Genomic DNA, 21,119 nt, shown 5'->3' with positions numbered 1-21,119 from the left:
CGACGTCACGGCCCCGCTCCGCGGACCGTACTCGGGAGCCGGTCGTCCGCGATCGCCGCTGAGAGTTCTCCGGATGGATTCGTCCGGCCCCGGAAACCGTCCGCCCCGATGCGGTCACGTATGACGCTCAGGTTCAGGCGCCGGGATACTTCCGCAGCCATGCCTCGGTGACCTCGTGCCCGTCGACCGACTGCGCCGCGAAGTCGTCGGCGAGCTCGACGATGACTTCGCGCCCTTCGAGGTGGGCGAGCCACTCGGCGGGGAGTGCGGTCTCGCCGTGTACGGCTCCCAGGAGGTTGCCGCAGACGGCGCCGGTGGAGTCACTGTCGCCGGAGTGGTTGACCGAGAGCAGGAGTGCCCGCTGGAAGTCGCCGGGCTCCGGATGCACCAGGGCGCAGTAGACCGCGATGGCGAGAGCCTCCTCGGCGACCCACGCCTCGCCGAGGGATCCGACCTTCTCCGGGCTCGGGTCGCCCGTCGTCGAGAGGGAGACGGCGGCGTGCAGCGCCTGCGTGGTCTCCTCGTGGGAGGGATAGGTCGCCAGCAGGTCCATCGCCTTCCGTACGGCCTGCGCGAGCGGCTCGGCTCCCCGCCGGACCTCGTCCTCCATCAGGAAATGGACGAGGGCCGCGAAGGCGCCGGCGGCGAGGTACCCGGTGGGATGGCCGTGGGTGATCTGGGCGCACTCGACGGCCAGATCGAACGCGTGCCGGGCGCTCCGCGCACGGAGCCCGAAGGGAGCCGAGCGCATCACCGTTCCGCAGCCCTTGGAGTCGGGATTGACCGGGCCCGGCAGACCGGGGGAGACGGGGACGCTTTCCCACTGGTGACGCAGGCCGGACAGGCAGGCGTTTCCGGGGGCTCGCTTGGAGTAGAGCCACTTCTGCTCGCGGAGCCAGCCGGTGCGAACCGTCTCGTTCACGGAAGGAGCGGAGGAGGTGGAGGAGACGGGGAGAGGGGCGGAGTGCTGCTGGGTGTCCAGCCAGCGCAGGTAGGCCCGCCGGACGGCGGCGGTTTCTTCCGTGAGGGGCGGCTCCTCCGCGACGGTCTCACCTTCGCGAGCCGGCCTGTCCGGGGTGGCCCCGGTTTCGCGAGCCGGTCCGTCCACGGTGATCTGGTCCGCGCGGATCAGCCCCTCCACGGTGAACAGCGTCATCTGCGTGTCATCGGTGATCAGGCCGACCTCGCCGCGCCAGTCGGCGACGAGCCCGGTCAGGCCCGCGAGGCCGTACTGCTTGCGGATCCTCCGGATCGGTTCGAACTCGACGGGCGCTCCCAGGGCGTCGCCGAGCGCGCCGCCCAGGAGGCAACCTCTCACGCGACTGCGGTACTCCGGCAGGTCATCGGTGGAACGGCGCACGGTCGTGATCCTTCGGCTTCTGTCAGATGTCCGGCGGACGGTAGCAGATGTCCGGTAGGCGGGAGCGTTCATGGTCGGTCAACGGGCGGGCCACTCGAGAGTGGTCGCGCTTCTGGATGAGTGCGGTGTCATTACGAAATTTACGGCCAAATAGGTACGTGTGGCATTGATTATGAAGGCGTTCGCCATCTGACGGCAGCTACCCGACGACAGAAATCAGGCGTGCGAGAGGGAGATTTATACCGTTTCGCACCTTTCTGTGTCGACCTTTTGTGGTGGTGGTCAGGTCGCGTTCCGCGTCGTATGGGATGAAACCCCCGTGAAACCGGTTCTCCTTACCCTGATCTCGATTAGCGCCAATGCCGCCGGGGGGCGGTATCCGAGTTGCCGTGAGGTGAAGGTGGCTGTCCGTGCCCGGAATCGACGAAGTGCTGCCCAGGGGAGTCGCGGGCCACGGCTCGGCGAGCGCCACCGAGGCTCCGGGCACGTGATCCATTCTCGCCGGATTATGCGGCCTTCCAGTAGGCGCCGGCCCCCTCGGGGACTGTCCGGCACTCCAACCGGTACCGACCGAGAACGACGTCAGGCGGGGCGCGTTGCCTGCGGACGTCACTGCCGTGACCTCCGCGGGGGCGGTCGCGGCCTTGGTCGGGGACACCGGGTTGCACGCGGTCATGACCACGCCTTCGGGATGAGCGGGGAATCTCACCGACGGCACGTGCTCACCCGTCGCCGAATCACACAGGTGACAGATGAGCGTGCAGACCGGAGACTTCTCCCAGTCCTACCGGAGATGAGTGCGGGGAGGAACGAATGAAAAAGTTAAAGAGCGCGATACTGGCCGTGGTGGTGGCCGGGCTCCTGGGGGCAGGTGCCGCGCCCGCCGACGCGAGGCAGTACGAAGGTCCGTGCCAGGAGCAGGAGGGCGGCTTCTGTCCTGACAGTCACTGGATGGCCCCCGGCGATCCCCCCGACGGGCTTCCCACCGCTCCCCCCGGAGGGACCCCCTGATCCCTCTGAAGGAACCTCCGGTGTGAACCGGCGTCGCGGGGTGGTCAGGCGGGAGGCGGGGGTCGTGCTTCCGCCTGACCGCACCGTACGTCTGGATCAGCACGGCAGGGCGGGCAAAGGAGGGGACGGCATGGCGTCGAGGGCCGCCGGCCGTCAACCGTCCGCCCGTGCCGGAGGGACTGGCGGACCACGGCGAGCGCGGACCGGGCCGGCTCGCACTCGCCGTGGTCCTGTCGGCGATCACCGACACATGACGGCGGGCACTGTCCCGATGACGATCGAGGAGAGATGAAGAAGATCAGATTGGCGCTGCTGGCGCTGATGGTGGCCGGGGCACTGGTGGGGACGAACGCCGCGCTCGCCGACGACACCGAGCCGGATCCGGATTTCAACGTCCAGGACAGCCACTGGATGGAACCCAGCGAGCCCCCCGAGACCCCTGCTCCTCCCGTGCCGAGTCCTGATCCTTCCACGGGGACTCCTGCTTCTCCCGTGCCGAGTCCCGATCCTTCCACGGCGACTCCTGTTCCACCCGCGCCGAGTCCCGATCCTTCCGAGGAGGCGGCGCCCGAGGATCCCCATGAGGATTGGGAGCCTCCCCTAATGCCTACCAAGGGGTGGATCCCCCAGGATCCCTCGGAGGGGAACCCCTAGTGATCGGGGGAACCGGCGTCGTGGAGCCGGTCAGGCGTGAGGCGCGGGCTGCGTTCGCTGTGTTTGCCGTGCATCCGCCTGGCCGTACCCCAGGTCCGGGTCAGTACGGCAGGGGCGGGCACAGCGTGGTGTCGAGGCTGCGCCGGGCATCCACCGCCCGCTCGTGCCAGACCGGCAGGCCGATCTCGGCGAACTCGCTGATCGCCCGGTCCAGCATGGACCGGGCCGGTTCGTGCTCGCCGCGTTCGGCGGCGAGCCGTCCGGCGGCCAGTCGGGCACGGGCGGCGATGAAGGTTTCCCCGAGTCCCTCGGCCAGTGCCAGCGCGGCGTCGAGGTGGTCGGCCGCGGGGTCGAGTTCCCCTGCCAGCAGTTCGGCCTCGCCCACCCCGAGCAGGCCGTACGCCTCGCCGATCCGGTCTCCGATCGCCTGGGACGCGGCGCTCACCTGTCGGTATGCGGCTTTTGCCTGCTCCGTGCGTCCCTGCCGCAGGTGCAGCGCGCCCATCCGGTTGAGGATCTGGGCGGCCCCTCGTAGATCGCCCAGATCGTGGTAGACGTCCAGCGCGGTCTCCAGGAGCGGGGTCGCGTCGGCGCGGCCGTGCTCGATGTGGATCTGGGCGATGCTGCCGAGCACGTGGGCCTCGGCGTGCCGGTCGCCGACCTCGCGGAGCATCCGCAGTGCCCGCCGGTAACGGCGGAGCGCCGTCCCCGCGCGTCCCTCCACCCGCTCGATCAGCGCGGCGTTGCGCAGGGTCAGCGCCTGGCCGTGCTGGTCGTTCACCGCCTCGAAGAGCGGCAGCGCGGCGTCGAAGTGCGGCCGTGCGGCGGTGTAGCGCTGCCGGAAGAGATCGAGCGTGCCCAGCGAGTAGCGCATCGCCGCCTCGCCGCGCGAGTCGCCCGCGCGGCGGACCACGGCCAGCGCGGTCTCCGAGGTGTTCCGCCAGTCGTCGAAGTGGCCCTGAGCCTCGAACAGTGTGATCGCCGTCATGGCCAGGTCCCAGCAGGTCTCGCTCAGCTCGACCCTGGCCGCCTGATCCACCGCGGCCACCAGGCCGAGCCGTTCGCTGCGCAACCAGGCGGCGGAGTCGGCGAGCAGCCGTTGAGAGGCGACCGCTCCGCAGTCCCAGCGGAGTCCTTCGCCGTGCAGCACGGTGTAGTCGCCGCCGTACTGCCGCCGGTGCGCCTGCTCGGCGAGCGCGAGGTACGCCCCGGTCAGCCGGGTCAGCGCCGCGCGGACGGAGGCGGGCGGCTCGTCGGCCTCACCACGTTCCCTGGCGTGCAGCCGTACCAGGTCGTGGATGCGGTAGCGCGGCTCGCCGATGCCGTCCAGCCCCGCGTACTCGATGAGCTGCGCCTCCATCAGCCCCTCCAGCACGTCCTCGGCGTCGCGTGGCTCGGCGTCGAGAAGCGCCGCGGCGACCCAGCCGGCGAAGTCGGGCGTCTCGACCAGGCCGAGGCGGCGGAACAGGGTACGGCCGGGCTCGGTGAGTCCGGAGTAGCCGAGGGCGAGGCTGGCCCGCACCGACAGGGCGCCGTGGGTGAGCTCGTCGAGCCGGTCGTGTTCGGCCACGAGCCGGGAGACCAGCCGGTCGACGGTCCAGTGCGGTCGTGCGGCCAGCCGCGCTCCGGCGATCCGGAGCGCCAGGGGCAGCCGTCCGCACAGCTCGGCCAGTTGCCCGGCGGTGGTGCCGTCGGCGCCGTCGGAGGTCAGTTCGGCCCGGCCGGTGATCGTGCCCAGCAGTCCGACGGCGGCGGTGCTCGTGAGGACTCCGAGGACGAGCCGGCGCGTGCCGGGCAGCGCGGTCAGTGCGCTGCGACTTGTGATCATCACCGCACATCCGTTCTCCGGAGGGATGAGCGGCTCGACCTGGGCCTCGTCCGCGGCGTCGTCCAGCAGCACCAGGACGCGACGGCCGGACAGCCGGGCGCGGAACACCTCGGCGCGCTCGTCCAGGCTGTCCGGAATGGCCCTTCCCTCCACACCGAGCGCGCGCAGGAACCGGCTGAGCGCGTGCGACGGTTCGACCGGCTCGGCCCCCGCGCCCCGCAGGTTCACATACAGCTGGCCGTCGGGGAAGTCGTCTCGCAACTCATGGGCGGACTGTACGGCCAGCGCAGTCTTGCCCACTCCCGGCATGCCGGAAATGGCGCATATCGCCGGGGTGGTGGCAGGGCGGTCACGCAGGATCGCGGCGAGCCGGCGCAGCTCGTCATCGCGTCCGGTGAGGTCACCCACCCCGGCGGGAAGCAGGAACGGCACCGGATCCGGTGCCGTGGCCGCCGTCTTCCTTTCCGCGGGCTCCGCTCTCATGTGGAGGTCCAGGCCGATCTGAGAGTCACCGCGCAGGATGGCCGCCTCCAGCGCGCGCAGCTGCGGCCCCGGCTCCAGCCCCAGCTCCTCGGCCAGGACGGCGCGGGTACGCCGGTAGGTCTCCAGCGCCTCCGTACGCTGCCCGGACCGGTGCATCGCCACCATCAACCGGGCGGCCGCGGACTCCACGAGTGGATCCTCCGCGACCAACGAGACCAGCTCGGGAATGACCTCGGCGTGTCTGCCCATCACCAGGTCGACGTCGATGCGCTCGATCAGCACCCGCCTGCGGTCCTGCTCCAGCCGCTCCGCCGCCTCCGCCAGTGGGGCCACGTCGTCCAGACCGGCGAAGGCGCGGCCGCGCCACAGCGCGAGCGCCTCCCTCTGCAGGACGGCCGCCGTCTCCAGATCCTCCCGGTCCAGCGCCCTCCTGGCGCGCTCGGCCAGGTCGGCGAAGTGCCAGGCGTCGACCTCCGCCGTCTGCGCCGACAGCGCGTAGCCCGAGCGGTCGTGCCGGATCCGTTCGGGATCGTCGAGGGTCTTGCGCAGCCGGTGCACGAGCACCTGCAGGTTCTTGCCGGCGCGGGGCCCGAGCTGCTCCCCCCACATCGCGTCGATCAACGTCTCGGCTGCCACGACGCGTCCCTGCGCGCAGACGAGCAGTGCCAGCAGTCGTTCCTGCCTCCGGGAGGACAGTGATGCCGGACGCCCGTCGAGGACGAGCGTCACATCGCCAAGTACCTGGAACCTCATCGAAGCTCCCCGAACGGTTCGCAGATCTCAAGGGCCGGTACGAACCGCGCCGCTCCGGAGACGGTCCGTAGTTGTCTGATTTCGGGGAGTATAGCCCGAATAGATCACCTTATGGTAAGGCGTTGAAGGTCCGTTTCGGCGGCCTTAATGATGATTCGGATCGGATGCCTGCCGGAGCGCAGGCCTGATGCGGTCGCCGATCCGTCATTGCTGAGAAGATGTCGGGACATGGATCGTATTGACCTGGTTCCGCGCCTCGCCCGGATGGTGGTCGTCGCCGTTCTCGGCGGTTTCGCCAGTGTTTACGTGCTCGCGGGACTGCCCTCGCCCGTGCCGGTGCTGATCGCGGTGGCCGCCTTCGTGGTTCAGGTCGCCTGTGTCCTGACGGACGCGCGACCGTGGTGGCTGCTCGCCGTACAGGCCGGTCTGGGCTGTCTGGGTGTGCTCGGTTTCGGGATGTCGGTGGGGATGCTCGGGTTCGTGGCCGGGTCGCTGCTGCTGACCGCCGCCTGGCCCGCGGCGGCGCTCGTCGTGGCGGGCGCCGGGGCCATCTCGCTGTCACCGGACGCCACGATCACCACGCTGCTGATCGCCCTGGTGATCTACGGGCTGGTCCGGATGATCGAGCTGGTGGACGACCTGTTCGCGGCGCGACTTGAGCTGGCCATGGCGGCCGTGGCCGAGGAGCGACTACAGATCGCCGCCGAGCTGAACGCCGGCGTCGGCCGGAGCCTGGCGATCGTCGGAGGGCTCGACCCGGAAAGGCCCGAGATGCTCGGCGAGATCCTGGCCGTCACCCGGCAGGCCCTGGCCGACGCCCGCGCCGCCGCCGTCGACTACCGCTCCCTCTCCCTGGCCCCCGACACCGCCTCCGCCCGCGCGCTCCTTCTCGCGGCCGGGGTCGAGATCGAGGTCCGCGTGGGTCACACCGAGCCCCTCGGTCCCACCGGGGCCCTCCTCGCCGCCGCACTCCGCGACGCGGTCTCCGACGCCGTACGGCACGGCACCGCCCGCCACTGCCTCATCGAGACCTCCGAATCCGAAGATTCCGTACGGCTCCGCATCGTCCACGATGCCCCTCGCACCGCCGTCCAGGCCGCCGACGCCCTCTCCGAAGCCCAGGCCCGCATCGCCTCCGCCCACGGGACCCTGACCCTCGACCTCGCCCCCGACGGCCGTCTCACCGTCGACGCCCGTGTCCCCAAAACCCCACCCGCCCGGCCGGCGGCGATCGGCGCGGCGGGCTCGGCGACCGGCACACCGGGTGGGGCGGGCGGCGGAGCGGGTGCCGGAGGGCGCCTCAGCGGTGTCTTCGGGCGTCTCGGTGCCGGGCGCCTCGGCTTCGGGCGCCTCGGTGTCGGGCGTCCCAGGACGGTGGGGAACGCGGACTCGGCGTATCGGCTGTCGGTGGCGTTGCTGGCGGCCGTGCTGGTGGGATTCTGCGCGAAGGCGCTGTTGCGGGTGTCGGCGGAGATGCTGGTCCCGGTCGCGGCGTGCCTGGGCCTGGTCGTCTTCCTGCATCTCAGGTCGGTGAGAGGACGGCATCCGCGGAACCTGCTGGTGATGGCCGCCCTGACCTACCTGCCGATCCCCGCGTTCGGGTCGGGCTGGTTGGTGGTGGCGGGATTCCTGGCCGGACCGCTGCTGCTGGCCCTGCCACCGGTGGCGGCGTGGCCGATGGTCGCGGGGGTCATGGGAAGCGTGGCGGGGATCGGCGTGATCATGGATCTCGACCCCGGAGTGGTCGTCAACCTCACGGTCAGCACGCTGGTGACCGGGCTGGTCATATACGGCCTGGGCACGCTGGCCCGGCTGGTCAAGGAGCTCCAGACCGCCAGGGAGCGATTGGCGAGCGCGGCCGTCGTCCAGGAGAGGCTCCGGACGGCCAGGGACCTGCATGACCTCCTCGGCCACAGCCTTGCCGCGATCCTCCTCAAATGCGAGCTCGCCCGCCGCCTCGCCGACAGGGATCCGGATCGGGCCAGGGCCGAGCTGGCCGACGTCGTCGAGATGGCCGGGCGGGCGGTGGCCGACATGCGCGGCGTATCGGGAGACGGGCGGGAGATGTCGCTCGAGGTCGAGGCGGAGTCGGCCAGGTCGGTGTTGGCCGCCGCCGGGATCGAGGTGGAGCTCGACCTCTCCCACGACCGCCTGCCGCCGCAGACGGCCACCGTCCTGAGCGCCGTGCTCCGTGAGGCCGTGACCAACGTCCTGCGCCACAGCTCCGCCCGGCGCTGCGTCATCAGGATCACGCCCGAAGGGCTCAGCGTGGCCAATGACGGGGTGCCCGCCGCAACGAACAAGCCGGGTTCCGGAATCGGCAACCTGACCACCCGTCTGGCCGCCCTCGACGGCGGACTGACGATCCGGACCGACGGCGGCTGGTTCGAACTGCGCGCCGTGTTAGATCCAGCCCGCCTCGGTGGCGATGCGGACCGCGTCGGTGCGGTTGCGGGCGTTGAGCTTGGCCACGATGGCCGTGAGGTAGTTGCGGACGGTTCCCGCGGTTAGGTGGAGCCTGGTGGCGATCTCGGGCGCGTCCGCGCCCTCCGCGACGAGGCGGAGCACGTCGGTGTCGCGCGGGGTGAGCGGGTTGCCGGCGAGGTCCCAGGCGGTGACGGCGAGCTTCGGGTCCAGCACCCGCTGACCGGCGGAGACCGCGCGGATGGCGTCGATCAGCTCATCGGGCGGGGCGGTTTTGAGCAGGAAGCCGCCGACCCCGGCGGCCAGGGCCTGGCGCAGGTGGCCGGGCCTTCCGTTCCCGGTCAGCAGCAGCACGCCGCATCCGGGCAGCCGCTCACGGAGCACGGCCGCGGCGGTCAGGCCGTCCATGACGGGCATGTCGATGTCGAGCACCGCGACGTCCGGGCGATGTTCGAGCGCCGCCGGGAGGACCTGGTCGCCGGAGCCGACCGCGGCGACCACGGTGAGATCGGGCTCCAGCTCCAGCAGTGCGACGAGCGCGCCCCGGACCACGTGCTGATCTTCGGCGAGGAGAACCTTGAGCATGTGGTCATATGTACCAGTTCATGATGAGGTCATGGTCCACAGGTGAGGGCATCTCTGGGCCGGAGATCGCGTGCTCGGAAGACTCGTACCCATGAACAACGTGGTGCGTCTGGACGCTGTGAGCAAGGTGTACGGCAGGGGGCAGAGCGCGGTGGCCGCCCTCCGCGAGGTGACGATCGGCATTCCGAAGGGCAGTTTCACCGCGGTGATGGGCCCCTCCGGATCGGGCAAGAGCACGTTCCTGCACTGCGCGGCGGGCCTGGACAGGCCGACCTCGGGATCGGTACGGCTGGGCGACACCGAGCTGTCGGCGATGAACGAGACCGAGCTGACCGAGCTGCGCCGGGAGCGGATCGGTTTTGTGTTCCAGGCCTTCAACCTGGTGCCGTCGCTGACCGTGACACAGAACATCACGCTGCCGCTCCGGCTGGCCGGGGTGAGAACGGACGAGGCCTGGCTGAGGGGGATCGTCGAGCGGGTCGGGCTGACCGGCCGCACGGACCATCGGCCCGCGCAGCTGTCCGGTGGGCAACAGCAGCGGGTCGCGATCGCCCGGGCCCTGGTGGCCCGGCCCGAGGTGGTCTTCGGCGACGAGCCGACCGGTGCCCTGGACATGATGACGGCCCGCGACGTGCTGGCCCTGCTCCGCGAGGTGGTGGACGGTCTGGGGCAGACCGTGGTGATGGTCACCCACGACCCGATCGCCGCCTCCTACGCCGACACCGTCCTCTTCCTCGCGGACGGCCGCATCGTCGACTCCGTGACCGCCCCGACCGTCGACATGGTCGCCGAGCGCATGACCCGGCTGGGGGCGTACGTCTGATGATCTCCTTCGCCCTGCACAACCTGCGCCACCGCAAGGCCTCTTTCGCCGGAGCCTTTCTGGCGCTGCTCTGCGCCGCCGCGCTCGTCTGCGCCTTCGGCATGCTGCTGGAGACCGGCCTGCGGGGCACCATCGCCGCCGCCCGTTACGCCGGGACCCCGGTGGTCGTCGCCGGGGACCAGAACGTCCGGGAGACGATCCGCAAGTCCGAGGACAAGGTCAAGGTCAAGGTCAAGCCCATCGCCGAGCGAGCGTGGATCGCGGCCGGACTGGCCGACAGACTCCGGGCGGTGCCCGGAGTGACCTCGGTCGTCCCGGAGGTGACCTTCCCCGCCTACGTCACCCGGGTGTCCTCAGGAACGGCCGCGGGACGCGACGCCTCCCGGAGCACGACCGCTGTCACCCGGGTGTCCTCCGGAACCGCCGCGGGACGCGACGCCTCCGGGAGCGCGGCCTCGACCCCCACGGCATCGGTCCCCTTCCTGGGACACGGCTGGGAGTCCGCCGCCCTCACCCCCTTCACCCTGGCCGAGGGCCGGGCGCCGAAGGCGGACGACGAGGTCGTCGCCGACGCGGCCGCCGGGATTCGCACGGGATTCCGCGTCACGATCCAGTCCACCGCCGAGCCACGCGTCTACCGGGTGGTCGGCGTGACCGCGCAGGCGCTGGAGAACCAGCCCACGCTGTTCTTCCACACCGGCGAGGCCCGCCGCCTGGCCGGCCATCCCGGCCTGGTCAGCGCGATCGGCGTCTTTCCCGCCGTGGATGTCACCGCCGCGCTCAAGGACGCCTCCGCACAGGGCCCCGCCGCCGCGCGGAGCGGCACCGCGGGAGCGGCCGCCGACGCGGAGGGCGCCTCCATGCAGGCCCCCGTCACGGTTGGGGGCGCCGCCGCGGTGGCCTACACGGGTGATGCCCGCGGCCCGCTGGAGTTTCTCAACGCGGACAAGGCACGGATCAAGCTGATCAGCCTCGGCGGCGCACTCGGCGGCACCTCGCTGCTGGTCGCGATCATCGTGGTGGTCGGGACGTTCGCGCTCTCCATCCAGCAACGCCTTCGCGAGATCGCGCTGCTCCGGGCCGTCGCCGCCACCCCCGGGCAGATCAGGAAGATGATCGGCGGCGAGGCCCTGCTGATCGGCCTCCCCGCCGGAGCGATCGGCTCCGCCCTCGGCATCGGGCTCGCCTTCTGGCTGCGGACGAGGTTCGTCGCCCTCGGCGCGATGCCGGTCAACCTGGAACTGGTCGTGAGCCCGTTCCCCATCGTCGTCGCGGTGGCGGCCACCGTTGCCGCGGCCTGGGCCGCCGCTCGGGTCTCGGCCCGCCGTACGGCACGCGTCAGGCCGGTCGAGGCGCTCGGCGACGCCGCGCTGGGCCCGGCGCGACTGCCCGTGGTCCGCGTACTGGCCGGGCTGGTCTGCGTAGCGGGCGGCGTGACCCTCACAATCGTGCTCTCCACGCTCTCCTCCGAGGCCGCGTCCAGCCCGGTCACGATGCTGACGGCCCTGATCTGGACGGTCGCCGTGGCCCTGCTCGGTCCCGTCGTCGCGCGGATCCTCGTCGCCGTGCCGGCCCTGCTGCTCCGCGCCTCCGGGGCCGGCGGTTACCTCGCCGCGGCCAACCTCCGCACCGGCGCCCGCCGCCTGGCCTCCGTCATCACCCCGCTCACCCTGATGGTGACCATGACCTGCACGATCCTCTTCGTCCAGGACACGACGGGTCACGCCGCCGCCGGTCAGCTGCGCGACGGCACCCGCGCCGCCCACGTGCTCGGGCCGCACGTGCCCGCCGCCGCGGCCGAGGCCGTACGGCATGCGCCGGGGGTCACCGCGGTCACCGAGGTCCTGCACACCACGGTCCGGATCGGTCTCGCCAAGTACGGAGTCCAGGCCGTCACCCCGGACGGGCTCGAGCGGACCATGAGCCTCGGCGTGCGTTCCGGCTCGATCGACCTCCTGGGCGAGGACACCGTGGCGGTCAGCGAGAAGCTGGGCTTCACGGTCGGCGACCGGATCGGGCTCACGCTCGGCGACGGCACGCCCGCCACGCTGAAGGTCATCGCGACCTACACCCGCAACCTCGGTTTCGGCGACCTCACCCTCGCCCGCGGCCTGATGGCCGCCCACGTCGACAATCCCCTCAGCGACACCGTCCTCGTCGCCGGGTCCTCGGCCGCCGGTCTCGCGAAGGCCCTGCGGAACTTCCCCGGGGTCATGGTGGCGGACCAGGCGACCGTCGCGGCCGAGCGCGAGCAGGCCGGCGCCGAGATCAACTACGTGGCCATGGGCCTGATCATCGCGTTCACGCTCATCGCGGTCGTCAACACCCTCGCGATGGCCACCTCGGACCGCGCCCGCGAGTTCGCCCTGCTCCGCCTCGTCGGCACCACCCGCCGCCAGATCCTGAGGATGCTCCGCCTGGAGACCCTGTCCGTGGTCGCCGTCTCGGTGCTCCTCGGCACGGCCGCCACCCTGGTCACCATCTCCGCGTTCAGCACCGGCATGACCGGCTCCGCCCTGCCCTACGTCTCCCCTCTCACCTACGCCCTGATCGTCGCGGGGGCGGCGATCCTGGCGGTGGCCGCCACCAGCGTCCCCGCCCGTTTCGCCCTCCGGGGCCACCCCGCCGACACGATCGGCGCCCGCGAATAAATCTCCCGGCTGCCGAAGGTCCCGGATTCCCTCCGGGACCTTCGGCATTCCCGCCGGGCCCGATGGGCGGGCCTGGGGTTTCTCGCGGAATGGGCGCGGCCGAGCCCGTTCCGCGGGGAGTCCCGAGCGTCTTAAGCGATCCTCAGCGGGGGATTAACCGGTAATAATGCACATTGCCAAGAAGATCAAGGGGCTGGCAGATTCGCCGTTCTCTGTCACCATTGCCCCATGCACGCCCTCCGTCTCCTGCGCGCCGCGGTGTTCGCGGTCGTGTGCGTGACGGCGTCGATGGCCATGCACGTGCTGGCCCAAGGCGCCCCGGTGGCTCCGGGCGTCCTGGCCGGGGCGATGCCGCCGGTCGCGGTGGGCGCGTACTTCCTCGCCCGGCGGCAGCGCGGGTTCGGCGCGCTGATGGGGGCGAGTTTCGCCACGCAGTACGGCCTGCACCTCTGGTTCTCCGCCGGAATGGCTCCGCCGCCGCCTGAGCACCCGCACGGTGGCGGTCTGTCCGTGGGCCTGTTCATGCTGCTGGTGCACGTCGCGACGGGACTGCTGTCCGCCTACTGGCTGGAGCGCGGGGAGTCGGGCCTGGCCATCCTCCTGCGCCTGCTCGTCGCCTCGGTCCTCACTCTCCTGGTGTGGCGGGCACCCGCCGTCGCGCACCCCGTCGCACCTCCCGCCAGGGGCGACGACCGCGTCTCCTTCGTCACCCGGCTGCTCGCCGCGGCCGTCTCCCGGCGTGGGCCGCCGGGAGCGTTCTCCGTCATCTGATCGGGCCCGTGGGCCCGAGTGCCGCCGCGCCCTCGCGGACGGCCTTTCTCATGAACCACTCGCCGAGGCGGCGCGTGCCTTTCGCCGTGCGCGCCCCCAGTGAACGGAGAACCTCCCATGACGTCGGACGTCGAGGTTCAGCCCACCGCTGAGCCGTCCTTCCCTGAGCCGTCTTCCCCTTCCGCATCCCGAGGGCCCTCCACCTGGCCCATCCTGCGTTCGCTCCTGCTCCGCCTGCACTTCTACGCCGGCATCCTCATCGCACCCTTCCTGCTGGTCGCGGCGACGACCGGCCTTCTCTACGCGGCCTCCTACCAGCTGGAGGAGGTGGTCTACTCCCACGAGCTGACAATCCCGGTCCCGGCGGGGCAGGGGAGACTGCCGCTCGCGCGGCAGGTCGCCGCGGCCACGTCCGCGCACCCCGAGGGCACCGTCAACGCCGTACGGACCGCCGACGAGCCCGATGACACGACGCGGGTTCTGCTCGATGTGCCGGGCCTCGCCGAGAGCACCCGGCTGGCGGTGTTCGTCGACCCCTACACCGGCGAGGTCAGGGGAGCCCTGGAGAGCTACGGCAGCTCCGGCGCGCTGCCGGTGCGAACCTGGATCTCCACCCTCCACCGCCATCTGCAACTGGGTGAGCCGGGACGCCTCTACAGCGAGCTGGCCGCCAGCTGGCTGTGGGCCGTCGCGCTCGGCGGGCTGCTGCTCTGGCTGAGCCGCCGCCGGAACGGCCGGCGGCTGCGCCGGCTGGTCGCGCCCGAGCGCGGCGTCCGCGGCCGGAGGCGGGCACTCTCCTGGCACGGCTCGGTCGGTCTGTGGGCGGTGATCGGTCTGCTCTTCCTGTCCGCCACCGGACTGACCTGGTCGAAGTACGCCGGAGCGAATGTCGACGTGCTCCAGAGGGCACTGAACTGGTCCACCCCGGCGCTCCCCACCTCCGCGGGTGACCACGCCGACCACGCCGGTGGGGACCACGCCGGTCCTGGTTCCACCCAGTCCGTCGACGTCGACCAGGCCATCCGGGCCGCCGCGGGCAGGGGACTGTCCGGGCCCCTGGAGATCGTCTGGCCGGGCAAGTCCGGGAGCGACTACGTCGTCAAGGAGATGGACCGCGACTGGCCACAGCGGAACGACCAGGTGGCGGTCGCCCCCGCCACCGGCCAGGTCACCGGCGAGCTGCGCTTCGCCGACTTCCCCATCGGGGCCAAGCTCACCCGCTGGGGCATCGACGGTCACATGGGGCTGCTGTTCGGCCTGCCCAACCAGATCCTCCTGGCGGCGCTCGCCATCGGGCTGATCTCCGTCATCGTGCTGGGCTACCGGATGTGGTGGCTGCGCCGTCCGACCCGCGGCTTCGGCACTCCCTACAGGCGTGGCGACCTGCGACGGCTGTCCTGGACGGTGGCCCTGCCCCTGGCGGCCGTGGTGATCGCCGTGGGACTGTTCCTGCCGCTGCTCGGGATCTCGCTGCTCGCCTTCCTCGTGCTCGACGTCGTCCTCGGCCGCGTCAAGGCGTCCCGCGCCGGAGCGCCGGGCGTTGGCAAGCCAGACGCTGAGACACCTGACTCAGAGAAACCCGCCGCCGGGTTGTCCGGCTCCGTGGAGTCCGGTGCCGGGGAACCGGGTGCCGGGACGTCCGGCGCCGGGGAAGCCGGGGTTGAGAGATCCGGCGCCGGGCCGTCCGACTCCGAGGAGCCCGGTGCCGGGATGCCCGGTCCCGAAAAGTCCGGGGTCGAGGCGCCCGCCTGACGTGCGTGGGGGTACGGCGACGCCGTACCCCCACCCACGGGCCGGTTCACTGCTTGACGGACGGGCGTCCTGCCACGAAGTTCTGGACGTTGACCTTCCATCGTTCGATCGGTTCCCGGATCCTCCGCTCCCGCCACTCGGCTCTGCGCAGGCTCCGCGAGCCCGGCCGGTAACGACGCCGCGCCCAGGGCGAACCGGGGCGGGCCAGCCGGATGGCCCCGATCAGAGCCAGCGGGGTGATGTAGATCCCGAGCAGGCCGGTCCAGATCTTCCCCTTGCCCAGGGCGACCAGGGAGAACAGCAGGTTGCCGCCGACGAACAGGGCGATCATGCCCGTGGACGGGAGATCGCCTTCCACGTCGGGAGTGAGCGCGTCGCCGAGTTCCAGCGGGCTCGCGCCGAGCAGGGCCAGCCCGCACAGCGCGATCGCGACGAAGACGGCGTCCACCGACAGGCGGCCCTGCTCCTTCCAGTAGACGTCGTCGAGATGGAGCACCAGCGCGAACTCGTCCAGCACGAGCGAGGTTCCGATGCCGAAGAGCGCGGCGAGCAGGCCGGCGGAGATCGAGGTGTTGTCCTCCACGGACAGCCCGCTGATCCCGCCCACGCACATGAAGACCAGGCCGAACACGACGTGATGGATGTGCGTGCCACCGGGCGCCACGTTTCCGGGCCACCACTTCACCTGGGCGCGGATCAGGCGCACGCTGATCCGGATGAACACGAACGTGACGATGAAAAAGACGAAGAAGCAGAACAGCCGGAGCCTGCCCGCCGCCACGATCTCCCTCGCGAACCAGCTACCCACCCGTGCTCCCGCCCGCGCGACAAGGGAGGAGGTCCGGGCAGATTATCACCGAGGTACGGCCCCGCTCCCGGCGTCATAGGCCACACGAGATCAGTCTTGCCGGAGACGCTCCGGGGCCGTCCAGGGCACGGCCGGGGGTGTCCGGTCTCGATAGCCGACGGCCTCGATATCCGACGGGCTTGCCTCGTCGGGTGAGCTCGGTGGGTTCGGCGGAGCACCGGGTGCGCCGCTCCGTGACGTCGGGTCAGATGCTGCGATGGGTGCTGACGGCGGCTCGGAGTTGGTCGAGCTTCGGCGCGAGGGCGGCATCGACGGCTCAGGGCCACGGCCGCCTCATTGATCACCGCACTGCTCGCACCCGCGGCCTGACCGAGCACTACCGACCCGCGTTGGCGCGGCGGGCCGTGCTGAACCGGCGTTGGTAGGCGGTGGGGCTGATCGACAGCTTCCTGGCGAAAACCCGTCGCATGCTTTCGTAACTGGGGAACCCGGCGAGGGTCGCGGCCTGCGTCGCGGTGTGTCCCTGGTCGAGCAGTGCCCTGGCCATGTCGAATCGGATGTTTTCCACGTAGCGGGCCGGTGTTGTGGACAGCTCGTCGTGGAAAAGCCGGGTGAGGTGCCGGGTGCTCGCGTTGAGGTGCTTCGCGAGTTCACCGAGCGAGTGGTCCCCGCAGGGGTTCGCCGTCACCAGGTCGGTGATTGTGCGGAGAGCCGGCGAGCGGGGCGGCGGTCCTTGCAGCGGTGCCGAGAACTGGGACTGGCCGCCCGCACGCTGCATGTACACCACCAAGGCGCGGGCGACATCGCGCGCCAGGTCGGGCCCGTGGTCCTCTTCGACGAGGGCGAGCGCCAGATCGATGCCGGCCGTCACCCCCGCCGACGTGTACGTGGTGCCGTCGCGAACGTAGATCGCGTCGGGCTCGACGCGGCACGTCGGACACCGGGCGGCGAGCTCGTGCGCGACCTTCCAATGCGTGGTCGCGCGCTTGCCGTCGAGGAGACCGGCGGCGGCGAGGACAAACGCCCCGGTGCAGATCGACACGACCCGGCCGGCCACGGCCGCCGGTATCCGCGCGGCGTCCGCCAGGTCGCCGGGGACACGGGCGCCCGGATAGAGGTCGGACCCGGCCACCAGGAACGTCTCGAAAGCCGGCTCCGAGGAGGCGGCGCCGTCGACCGCGACCCGGACCCCGATGTTCGACGTGACGTCCGCACCGGTCGGCGACAGCAGCACGATCCGGTAGTCGGCACCGAACCGGTTCGCCTCCTTGAACGCCTCCGCGGGACCGGCGACGTCCAGCAACGTCACTCCGTCGTAGACGAGGATCGCGACGCGATGGGGGACGGCGTTCACCACTCCGGTCCCTCCTGAGCCGGATCCGCGCGGTGACCGGCCGAACCCCGGCGGCACCGGCCGCCGTCGGGTCGGCGACGCAGAGGCATGGACACCGTTCATTGTTAGCACACCGTTACCAAGATCCTCGTGGGCGGGGTTGCGCAACCGGCGGCGGGCGCCGAAGCCACCCCTCCGGCCCCTGGCCGGCTTCGGCGTGCCGCAACCGAGGCCCGGTCGGCTCACGCGATGAACCCGGCACCGGGCCTCGCGCGGAACCGGCTGTGACGGATGACACGAAGGCGCAGGCCACACGCCGGACCCGGCTGAGCGACGTGGTGGAGCACACGGCTGCGGTTTCGCCCTGTCCGGATATGGGTGATTCCTGGCCGGACGAAGGCGGCGCCGTACGCCGGTCGGTCGGCAGCATGGACGTCGGACACACGGTCCACCGCCGACGCACTTCCCAGAAGGCCAGAGGTCATGTCAGAGTTCATCGCAGGGCTGGAGATTCCTGAGACAGCGGCGGTCGCCGAAGCGACCGGGCTCATCCAGGAGACGACCAGCCCTCTCATCTACCACCACTCCCGGCGGGTCTTCCTCTTCAGCCTGATTCACGCTCACAGGCTCGGCGTGAAACCGGACCCGGAGCTGCTCTACCTGGCGGCCATGTTCCACGACACCGGCCTGCTGACTCCCTTTTCCGACGTCGAGCAGCGCTTCGAAGTCGATGGCGCCGACCACGCGCGCAAGTTTCTGCTGGACCGGGGTTTCTCGCCGGCCGCCGCCGAGACCGTCTGGACGGCGATCGCGCTGCACACCACGCCGGGCATCCCCGACCGGATGGCCCCGGAAATCGCGACCACGCAACTCGGTGTCCTGACCGACGTGCTCGGCTTCGGCCTGGACGGCCTGGAACACGATCAGCTGGACGAAATCCTCGCCGTCCACCCACGAGGGGACTTCAAGAACGAGTTCCTGCGAGCCTACGTCGACGGGCTCAAGAACCGCCCCGAGACCACGAACGGCACCGTGAACTCCGACGTGCTCGAGCACTTCATCCCCGGCTTCCAGCGCATGACGACGGTCGAGCGCATCATCGGCTCGCCCTGGCCGAGCTGACCGGACATCACCCGAGGCAACGCGACGAACGGCGTCGCCTCGGTCCCCGAGCCCTCACAACCACCCCATGCCGCCTACCGTGCGGCCCAAGGACGGGCGAGCCAGCTTTTTTGTCGTCGAACCCGCCCGCGCCCGGCTGACCGACCTCGCCCAGCGCCTCCGGGCCGGACGGCTCAAACCCATCGTCGGCGCCGTGCGACCGCTTTCCGAGACGGCCTCCGCGTTCGCCCGCGACCGCCGCACGCCCGGCAAGACGATCATTCAGGTCGTGGACGAACAGGGAACGCGGCGCTCATGACCAATATGCGAGACAACAAGGTGCGTGATCAATCCATGACCGAGACCGTGAACTCTTCGGCGAGCGAAACCGAGGCCCCGGCCGTTGTCGTCACCCTCATGCAGATGATCAGTGGCTACTGGGTGAGCCAGATCGTCCGCACGGCGGTCGACCTTTCCATCCCCGACCATCTCGCCACGGAGTCACTGACCGCGGAAGAGATCGCTGAGCGCGAGTCCAGCGACCCGCGCACCACATACCGGCTCCTGCGCGCCTGTGCGTCGCTCGGCCTGGTGGCCTACGAGGGCGATCGCCGGTTCTCGGGGACGCCGATGAGCGAGCTGCTCCGGTCGGGAGTGCCGAACACGCTGCGGGAACTGGCATTGGTCTGGGCCGGCCCGTCGCACTGGCGGCCCTGGGAGCGGATGCCTGAGGCCGTCCGCAAGGGCGGGACTCAGATCGAGGCGGTGCTGGGCAGCGATTTCTTCTCCTACCTGGCTGAACGGCCCGAGGAGGCCGCGCTGTTCTCGGCCGCGCTGGCGGGTGTCACGGACCAGTTGAACCGGCTGGTGGCCGCGACGATCGACACCACGAACGTCTCGGTCGCGGTGGATGTCGGCGGTGCTACCGGAGCACTTGTACGCGGCATCCTTCAGAGGAACCCGGCACTGCGCGGCCTGAACCTGGACCTGCCGGTCAATGCGGCCACGGCTCGGCAGGAGGCCGAGAAGGACGGTGTGGCGGACCGTTTCGAGGCCGTCGGCGGTGACTTCTTCCAGGCCGTTCCGGCAGCCGACCTGTACCTGCTGAAGGCGGTGTTGCACGACTGGTCGGACGAGCAGTGCGTGCGGATCCTGCGCAACTGCCGTGCCTCCGCCCGCTTGGGAGCCCGTGCCGTGGTCGTGGAGAACGTGATTGGTGAGATCGGAGCCCCGGGTGCCGAACCGCTCGCCGACATGCACATGCTGGCCATGTCGCCGGGCCAAGAGCGTGACCTGCCCGAATTCGATGCGTTGTTCGCCGCCTCGAGATGGCGCCGGGTCTCGGTCACCCCGACGGGTCTCAGCTTCGCGATGATCGAGCTGGAAGCGTTCTGACATCCGGCCGCTGCCGGCGGCGCTACAGAGCTGACAGAGCACTGCTAGTCCGGGTGGTGCTGGTGCTGCAGATAGGCGGCGGTCTCGGGGTTGGCCGGGAAGTAGGCCTCGATGGCCAGCTCGGCGACGGTGATGTCCAGCGGGGTGCCGAACGTGGCCATCGTGCTGAAGAAGGCGAGCTCTCGATAGCCGCGGCGGAGTCGCAGCGGGATCACGATGTCGCCGGGCCCCGGCCGCTCTATCTCGGGCTCGGGCTGGTCGCAGGGGTAGTCGACGAGCTCGCGCCAGAGCGCGGCCAGGTCGGGATCGGCGGTGAGACTGATCTGGCGGCGCAGCCGGTGCAGCAGGTGGGCCCGCCACTCGCCCAGGTTGGTGATCCGCTGGGCCATCCCCTTGGGGTGCAGGCTCAGCCGGAGCACGTTGACCGGCGGGACGAGCAGTTCCGGTGCGACCCCGCGCAGCAGCAGGCCGGTGGCGGAGTTGCGGTCCACCAGGTTCCAGCGCTGGTCGACGACCACCGCGGGGTACGGCTGGTGCCCGCTCAGCACCTGGCCCAGGGCCTCCCTGACCGATGCCATGTGCGGGGAGCTGAGCGGGGTCTCCGAGTAGACCGGTGCGAACCCGCCGGAGAGCAGGAGATGGTTGCGCTCGCGGAGGGGAAGCTCCAGCTCCTCGGCGAGGTGGAGGATCATCTCCCTGCTGGGTTTGGAACGGCCGGTCTCCACGAAACTCAGGTGACGGGTGGAGATGTCGGCCTGGATGGCGAGATCCATCTGGCTCATCCGCCGACGTTCCCGCCACTGGCGGAGAAGTTCGCCGACTGGCCGGGACACGCTGGTGCTGGTCACGCACTACACGATAACCGGCCGGGCCATGGTGAAACCATTACCGTCCACGTTATGCGTACCATGATGTTATCTTGCGCGCATAGAATATGCAGATACCAGCCAAAAATGCTTGGACACCATGAATTATCGGCGATAAATGCCTATTCAGGGTGGCAAAATCCAGGCATGCGGTGACGGGTCGCGGCGGTGTTTCGGTTCGGTGAGGCCGCGGCACCGCCCGTTTCGGACACCGATGCCGCCGGGCTACGGGCCCGGGTTGTCCGATGGCGGATTCTGCCGGAGGGCGGTGACCGCCCACCTTCGAGCCGCCTGGCGGAAACTCCAGCGTTCGTCGGTCATCGCGATTCATACTGTCTGTAGTGACGATGCGCGCGACGATTGAAATCCTCGCCTCCGCCGAAACCATGGCGGCCATCCGTGAGGGGCTCGCCGACCTGGAAGCGGGGCGCGTCCACTCCCAGGCAGAGGTGGAAGCCGAGCTGCGCCGGGTCGGCCGCCTGTGAGCGAGAGGTACGGACCGCCGGACCTCCCCGAGCGTC

The 21,119-nt window shown here is 70.6% G+C and carries 17 protein-coding genes; 11 read left to right on the top strand and 6 right to left on the bottom strand.

Features of this window, described 5'->3' with window-relative positions:
• Window positions 1-133 precede the first annotated feature (133 nt).
• On the bottom strand, window positions 134-1,360 hold the full coding sequence (locus CHC08_RS04940) for an ADP-ribosylglycohydrolase family protein (protein ID WP_245878129.1): 1,227 nt from the start codon (window positions 1,358-1,360) through the stop codon (window positions 134-136).
• 813 nt (window positions 1,361-2,173) lie between these two features.
• Between CHC08_RS04940 and CHC08_RS04935 the strand changes: the two genes are divergently transcribed.
• A complete protein-coding gene (locus CHC08_RS04935) occupies window positions 2,174-2,371 on the top strand; it encodes a hypothetical protein (protein ID WP_089205940.1) in 198 nt (65 codons plus the stop codon).
• A gap of 288 nt (window positions 2,372-2,659) precedes the next feature.
• Entirely contained in the window at window positions 2,660-3,025 is a 366-nt protein-coding gene (locus CHC08_RS48020) for a hypothetical protein (protein ID WP_143653112.1), read from the top strand.
• A gap of 100 nt (window positions 3,026-3,125) precedes the next feature.
• On the opposite strand, the gene CHC08_RS04930 is transcribed toward CHC08_RS48020, so the two are convergent.
• On the bottom strand, window positions 3,126-6,089 hold the full coding sequence (locus CHC08_RS04930; RefSeq protein WP_089205939.1) for an AfsR/SARP family transcriptional regulator: 2,964 nt from the start codon (window positions 6,087-6,089) through the stop codon (window positions 3,126-3,128).
• Window positions 6,090-6,317: 228 nt separating this feature from the next.
• On the opposite strand from CHC08_RS04930, the gene CHC08_RS04925 reads away from it, so the two are divergent.
• On the top strand, window positions 6,318-8,600 hold the full coding sequence (locus tag CHC08_RS04925) for a sensor histidine kinase (protein ID WP_218825128.1): 2,283 nt from the start codon (window positions 6,318-6,320) through the stop codon (window positions 8,598-8,600).
• On the opposite strand, the gene CHC08_RS04920 is transcribed toward CHC08_RS04925, so the two are convergent.
• On the bottom strand, window positions 8,493-9,098 hold the full coding sequence (locus CHC08_RS04920) for a response regulator transcription factor (protein ID WP_089205938.1): 606 nt from the start codon (window positions 9,096-9,098) through the stop codon (window positions 8,493-8,495). The genes CHC08_RS04925 and CHC08_RS04920 overlap by 108 nt on opposite strands.
• 91 nt (window positions 9,099-9,189) lie before the next feature.
• Between CHC08_RS04920 and CHC08_RS04915 the strand changes: the two genes are divergently transcribed.
• From CHC08_RS04915 to CHC08_RS04900, 4 genes are all read left to right on the top strand, one after another.
• Window positions 9,190-9,921 carry an ABC transporter ATP-binding protein gene (locus CHC08_RS04915; RefSeq protein ID WP_089205937.1) on the top strand — a complete coding sequence of 244 codons (732 nt, stop codon included), beginning with the start codon at window positions 9,190-9,192 and terminating at the stop codon, window positions 9,919-9,921.
• Entirely contained in the window at window positions 9,921-12,572 is a 2,652-nt protein-coding gene (locus CHC08_RS04910) for an ABC transporter permease (protein WP_089205936.1), read from the top strand. Before CHC08_RS04915 ends, CHC08_RS04910 begins: the two co-directional genes overlap by 1 nt.
• Before the next feature lie 228 nt (window positions 12,573-12,800).
• Entirely contained in the window at window positions 12,801-13,343 is a 543-nt protein-coding gene (locus CHC08_RS04905) for a hypothetical protein (RefSeq protein ID WP_089205935.1), read from the top strand.
• Between the two features lie 117 nt (window positions 13,344-13,460).
• The gene (locus CHC08_RS04900; RefSeq protein WP_218825127.1) at window positions 13,461-15,095 is read left to right on the top strand and encodes a PepSY-associated TM helix domain-containing protein; all 1,635 of its coding nucleotides are present in this window, start codon (window positions 13,461-13,463) and stop codon (window positions 15,093-15,095) included.
• A gap of 46 nt (window positions 15,096-15,141) precedes the next feature.
• Here the strand turns inward: CHC08_RS04900 and CHC08_RS04895 are convergent, their stop codons facing one another.
• Together CHC08_RS04895 and CHC08_RS04890 are read right to left on the bottom strand one after the other, a co-directional pair.
• The gene (locus tag CHC08_RS04895) at window positions 15,142-15,903 is read right to left on the bottom strand and encodes a hypothetical protein (protein WP_089205934.1); all 762 of its coding nucleotides are present in this window, start codon (window positions 15,901-15,903) and stop codon (window positions 15,142-15,144) included.
• A 376-nt stretch (window positions 15,904-16,279) separates the two neighbouring features.
• Window positions 16,280-17,257, bottom strand: a complete 978-nt coding sequence (locus tag CHC08_RS04890; protein WP_089206009.1) for a GlxA family transcriptional regulator — start codon at window positions 17,255-17,257, stop codon at window positions 16,280-16,282.
• A gap of 462 nt (window positions 17,258-17,719) precedes the next feature.
• Between CHC08_RS04890 and CHC08_RS04885 the strand changes: the two genes are divergently transcribed.
• The 3 genes from CHC08_RS04885 (at window position 17,720) to CHC08_RS04875 (ending at window position 19,732) form a co-directional block, all read left to right on the top strand.
• Complete coding sequence (locus tag CHC08_RS04885; protein ID WP_089205933.1) at window positions 17,720-18,358, top strand: HD domain-containing protein; 639 nt, start codon at window positions 17,720-17,722, stop codon at window positions 18,356-18,358.
• A gap of 67 nt (window positions 18,359-18,425) precedes the next feature.
• Complete coding sequence (locus CHC08_RS04880; protein ID WP_218825125.1) at window positions 18,426-18,656, top strand: zinc-binding dehydrogenase; 231 nt, start codon at window positions 18,426-18,428, stop codon at window positions 18,654-18,656.
• A gap of 35 nt (window positions 18,657-18,691) precedes the next feature.
• Entirely contained in the window at window positions 18,692-19,732 is a 1,041-nt protein-coding gene (locus CHC08_RS04875; protein WP_089206008.1) for a methyltransferase, read from the top strand.
• A 44-nt stretch (window positions 19,733-19,776) separates the two neighbouring features.
• On the opposite strand, the gene CHC08_RS04870 is transcribed toward CHC08_RS04875, so the two are convergent.
• Window positions 19,777-20,580 (bottom strand): helix-turn-helix domain-containing protein, encoded by an 804-nt coding sequence (locus CHC08_RS04870; protein WP_179281884.1) that lies wholly within the window; start codon window positions 20,578-20,580, stop codon window positions 19,777-19,779.
• Between the two features lie 359 nt (window positions 20,581-20,939).
• Between CHC08_RS04870 and CHC08_RS04865 the strand changes: the two genes are divergently transcribed.
• Complete coding sequence (locus CHC08_RS04865) at window positions 20,940-21,083, top strand: hypothetical protein (protein ID WP_179281883.1); 144 nt, start codon at window positions 20,940-20,942, stop codon at window positions 21,081-21,083.
• The last annotated feature ends 36 nt before the right edge of the window (window positions 21,084-21,119 follow it).

Origin of the sequence: Streptosporangium subroseum (assembly GCF_900188345.1) — a bacterium.
Taxonomy (GTDB): domain Bacteria; phylum Actinomycetota; class Actinomycetes; order Streptosporangiales; family Streptosporangiaceae; genus Streptosporangium; species Streptosporangium subroseum.
Note: the sequence above shows the minus strand (reverse complement) of the source record. Positions and strands in the feature narration are given on the sequence as shown.

What these genes read in the sequence shown, in the direction of transcription:
- CHC08_RS04880 (WP_218825125.1), top strand. Translation starts at nt 18,426, where the DNA reads ATGCCGCCTACCGTGCGGCCCAAGGACGGGCGAGCCAGCTTTTTTGTC.
- CHC08_RS04935 (WP_089205940.1), top strand. Translation starts at nt 2,174, where the DNA reads ATGAAAAAGTTAAAGAGCGCGATACTGGCCGTGGTGGTGGCCGGGCTC.
- CHC08_RS04875 (WP_089206008.1), top strand. Translation starts at nt 18,692, where the DNA reads ATGACCGAGACCGTGAACTCTTCGGCGAGCGAAACCGAGGCCCCGGCC.
- CHC08_RS04910 (WP_089205936.1), top strand. Translation starts at nt 9,921, where the DNA reads ATGATCTCCTTCGCCCTGCACAACCTGCGCCACCGCAAGGCCTCTTTC.
- CHC08_RS04925 (WP_218825128.1), top strand. Translation starts at nt 6,318, where the DNA reads ATGGATCGTATTGACCTGGTTCCGCGCCTCGCCCGGATGGTGGTCGTC.
- CHC08_RS04915 (WP_089205937.1), top strand. Translation starts at nt 9,190, where the DNA reads ATGAACAACGTGGTGCGTCTGGACGCTGTGAGCAAGGTGTACGGCAGG.
- CHC08_RS04930 (WP_089205939.1), bottom strand. Translation starts at nt 6,089, where the DNA reads ATGAGGTTCCAGGTACTTGGCGATGTGACGCTCGTCCTCGACGGGCGT.
- CHC08_RS48020 (WP_143653112.1), top strand. Translation starts at nt 2,660, where the DNA reads ATGAAGAAGATCAGATTGGCGCTGCTGGCGCTGATGGTGGCCGGGGCA.
- CHC08_RS04920 (WP_089205938.1), bottom strand. Translation starts at nt 9,098, where the DNA reads ATGCTCAAGGTTCTCCTCGCCGAAGATCAGCACGTGGTCCGGGGCGCG.
- CHC08_RS04900 (WP_218825127.1), top strand. Translation starts at nt 13,461, where the DNA reads ATGACGTCGGACGTCGAGGTTCAGCCCACCGCTGAGCCGTCCTTCCCT.
- CHC08_RS04905 (WP_089205935.1), top strand. Translation starts at nt 12,801, where the DNA reads ATGCACGCCCTCCGTCTCCTGCGCGCCGCGGTGTTCGCGGTCGTGTGC.
- CHC08_RS04885 (WP_089205933.1), top strand. Translation starts at nt 17,720, where the DNA reads ATGTCAGAGTTCATCGCAGGGCTGGAGATTCCTGAGACAGCGGCGGTC.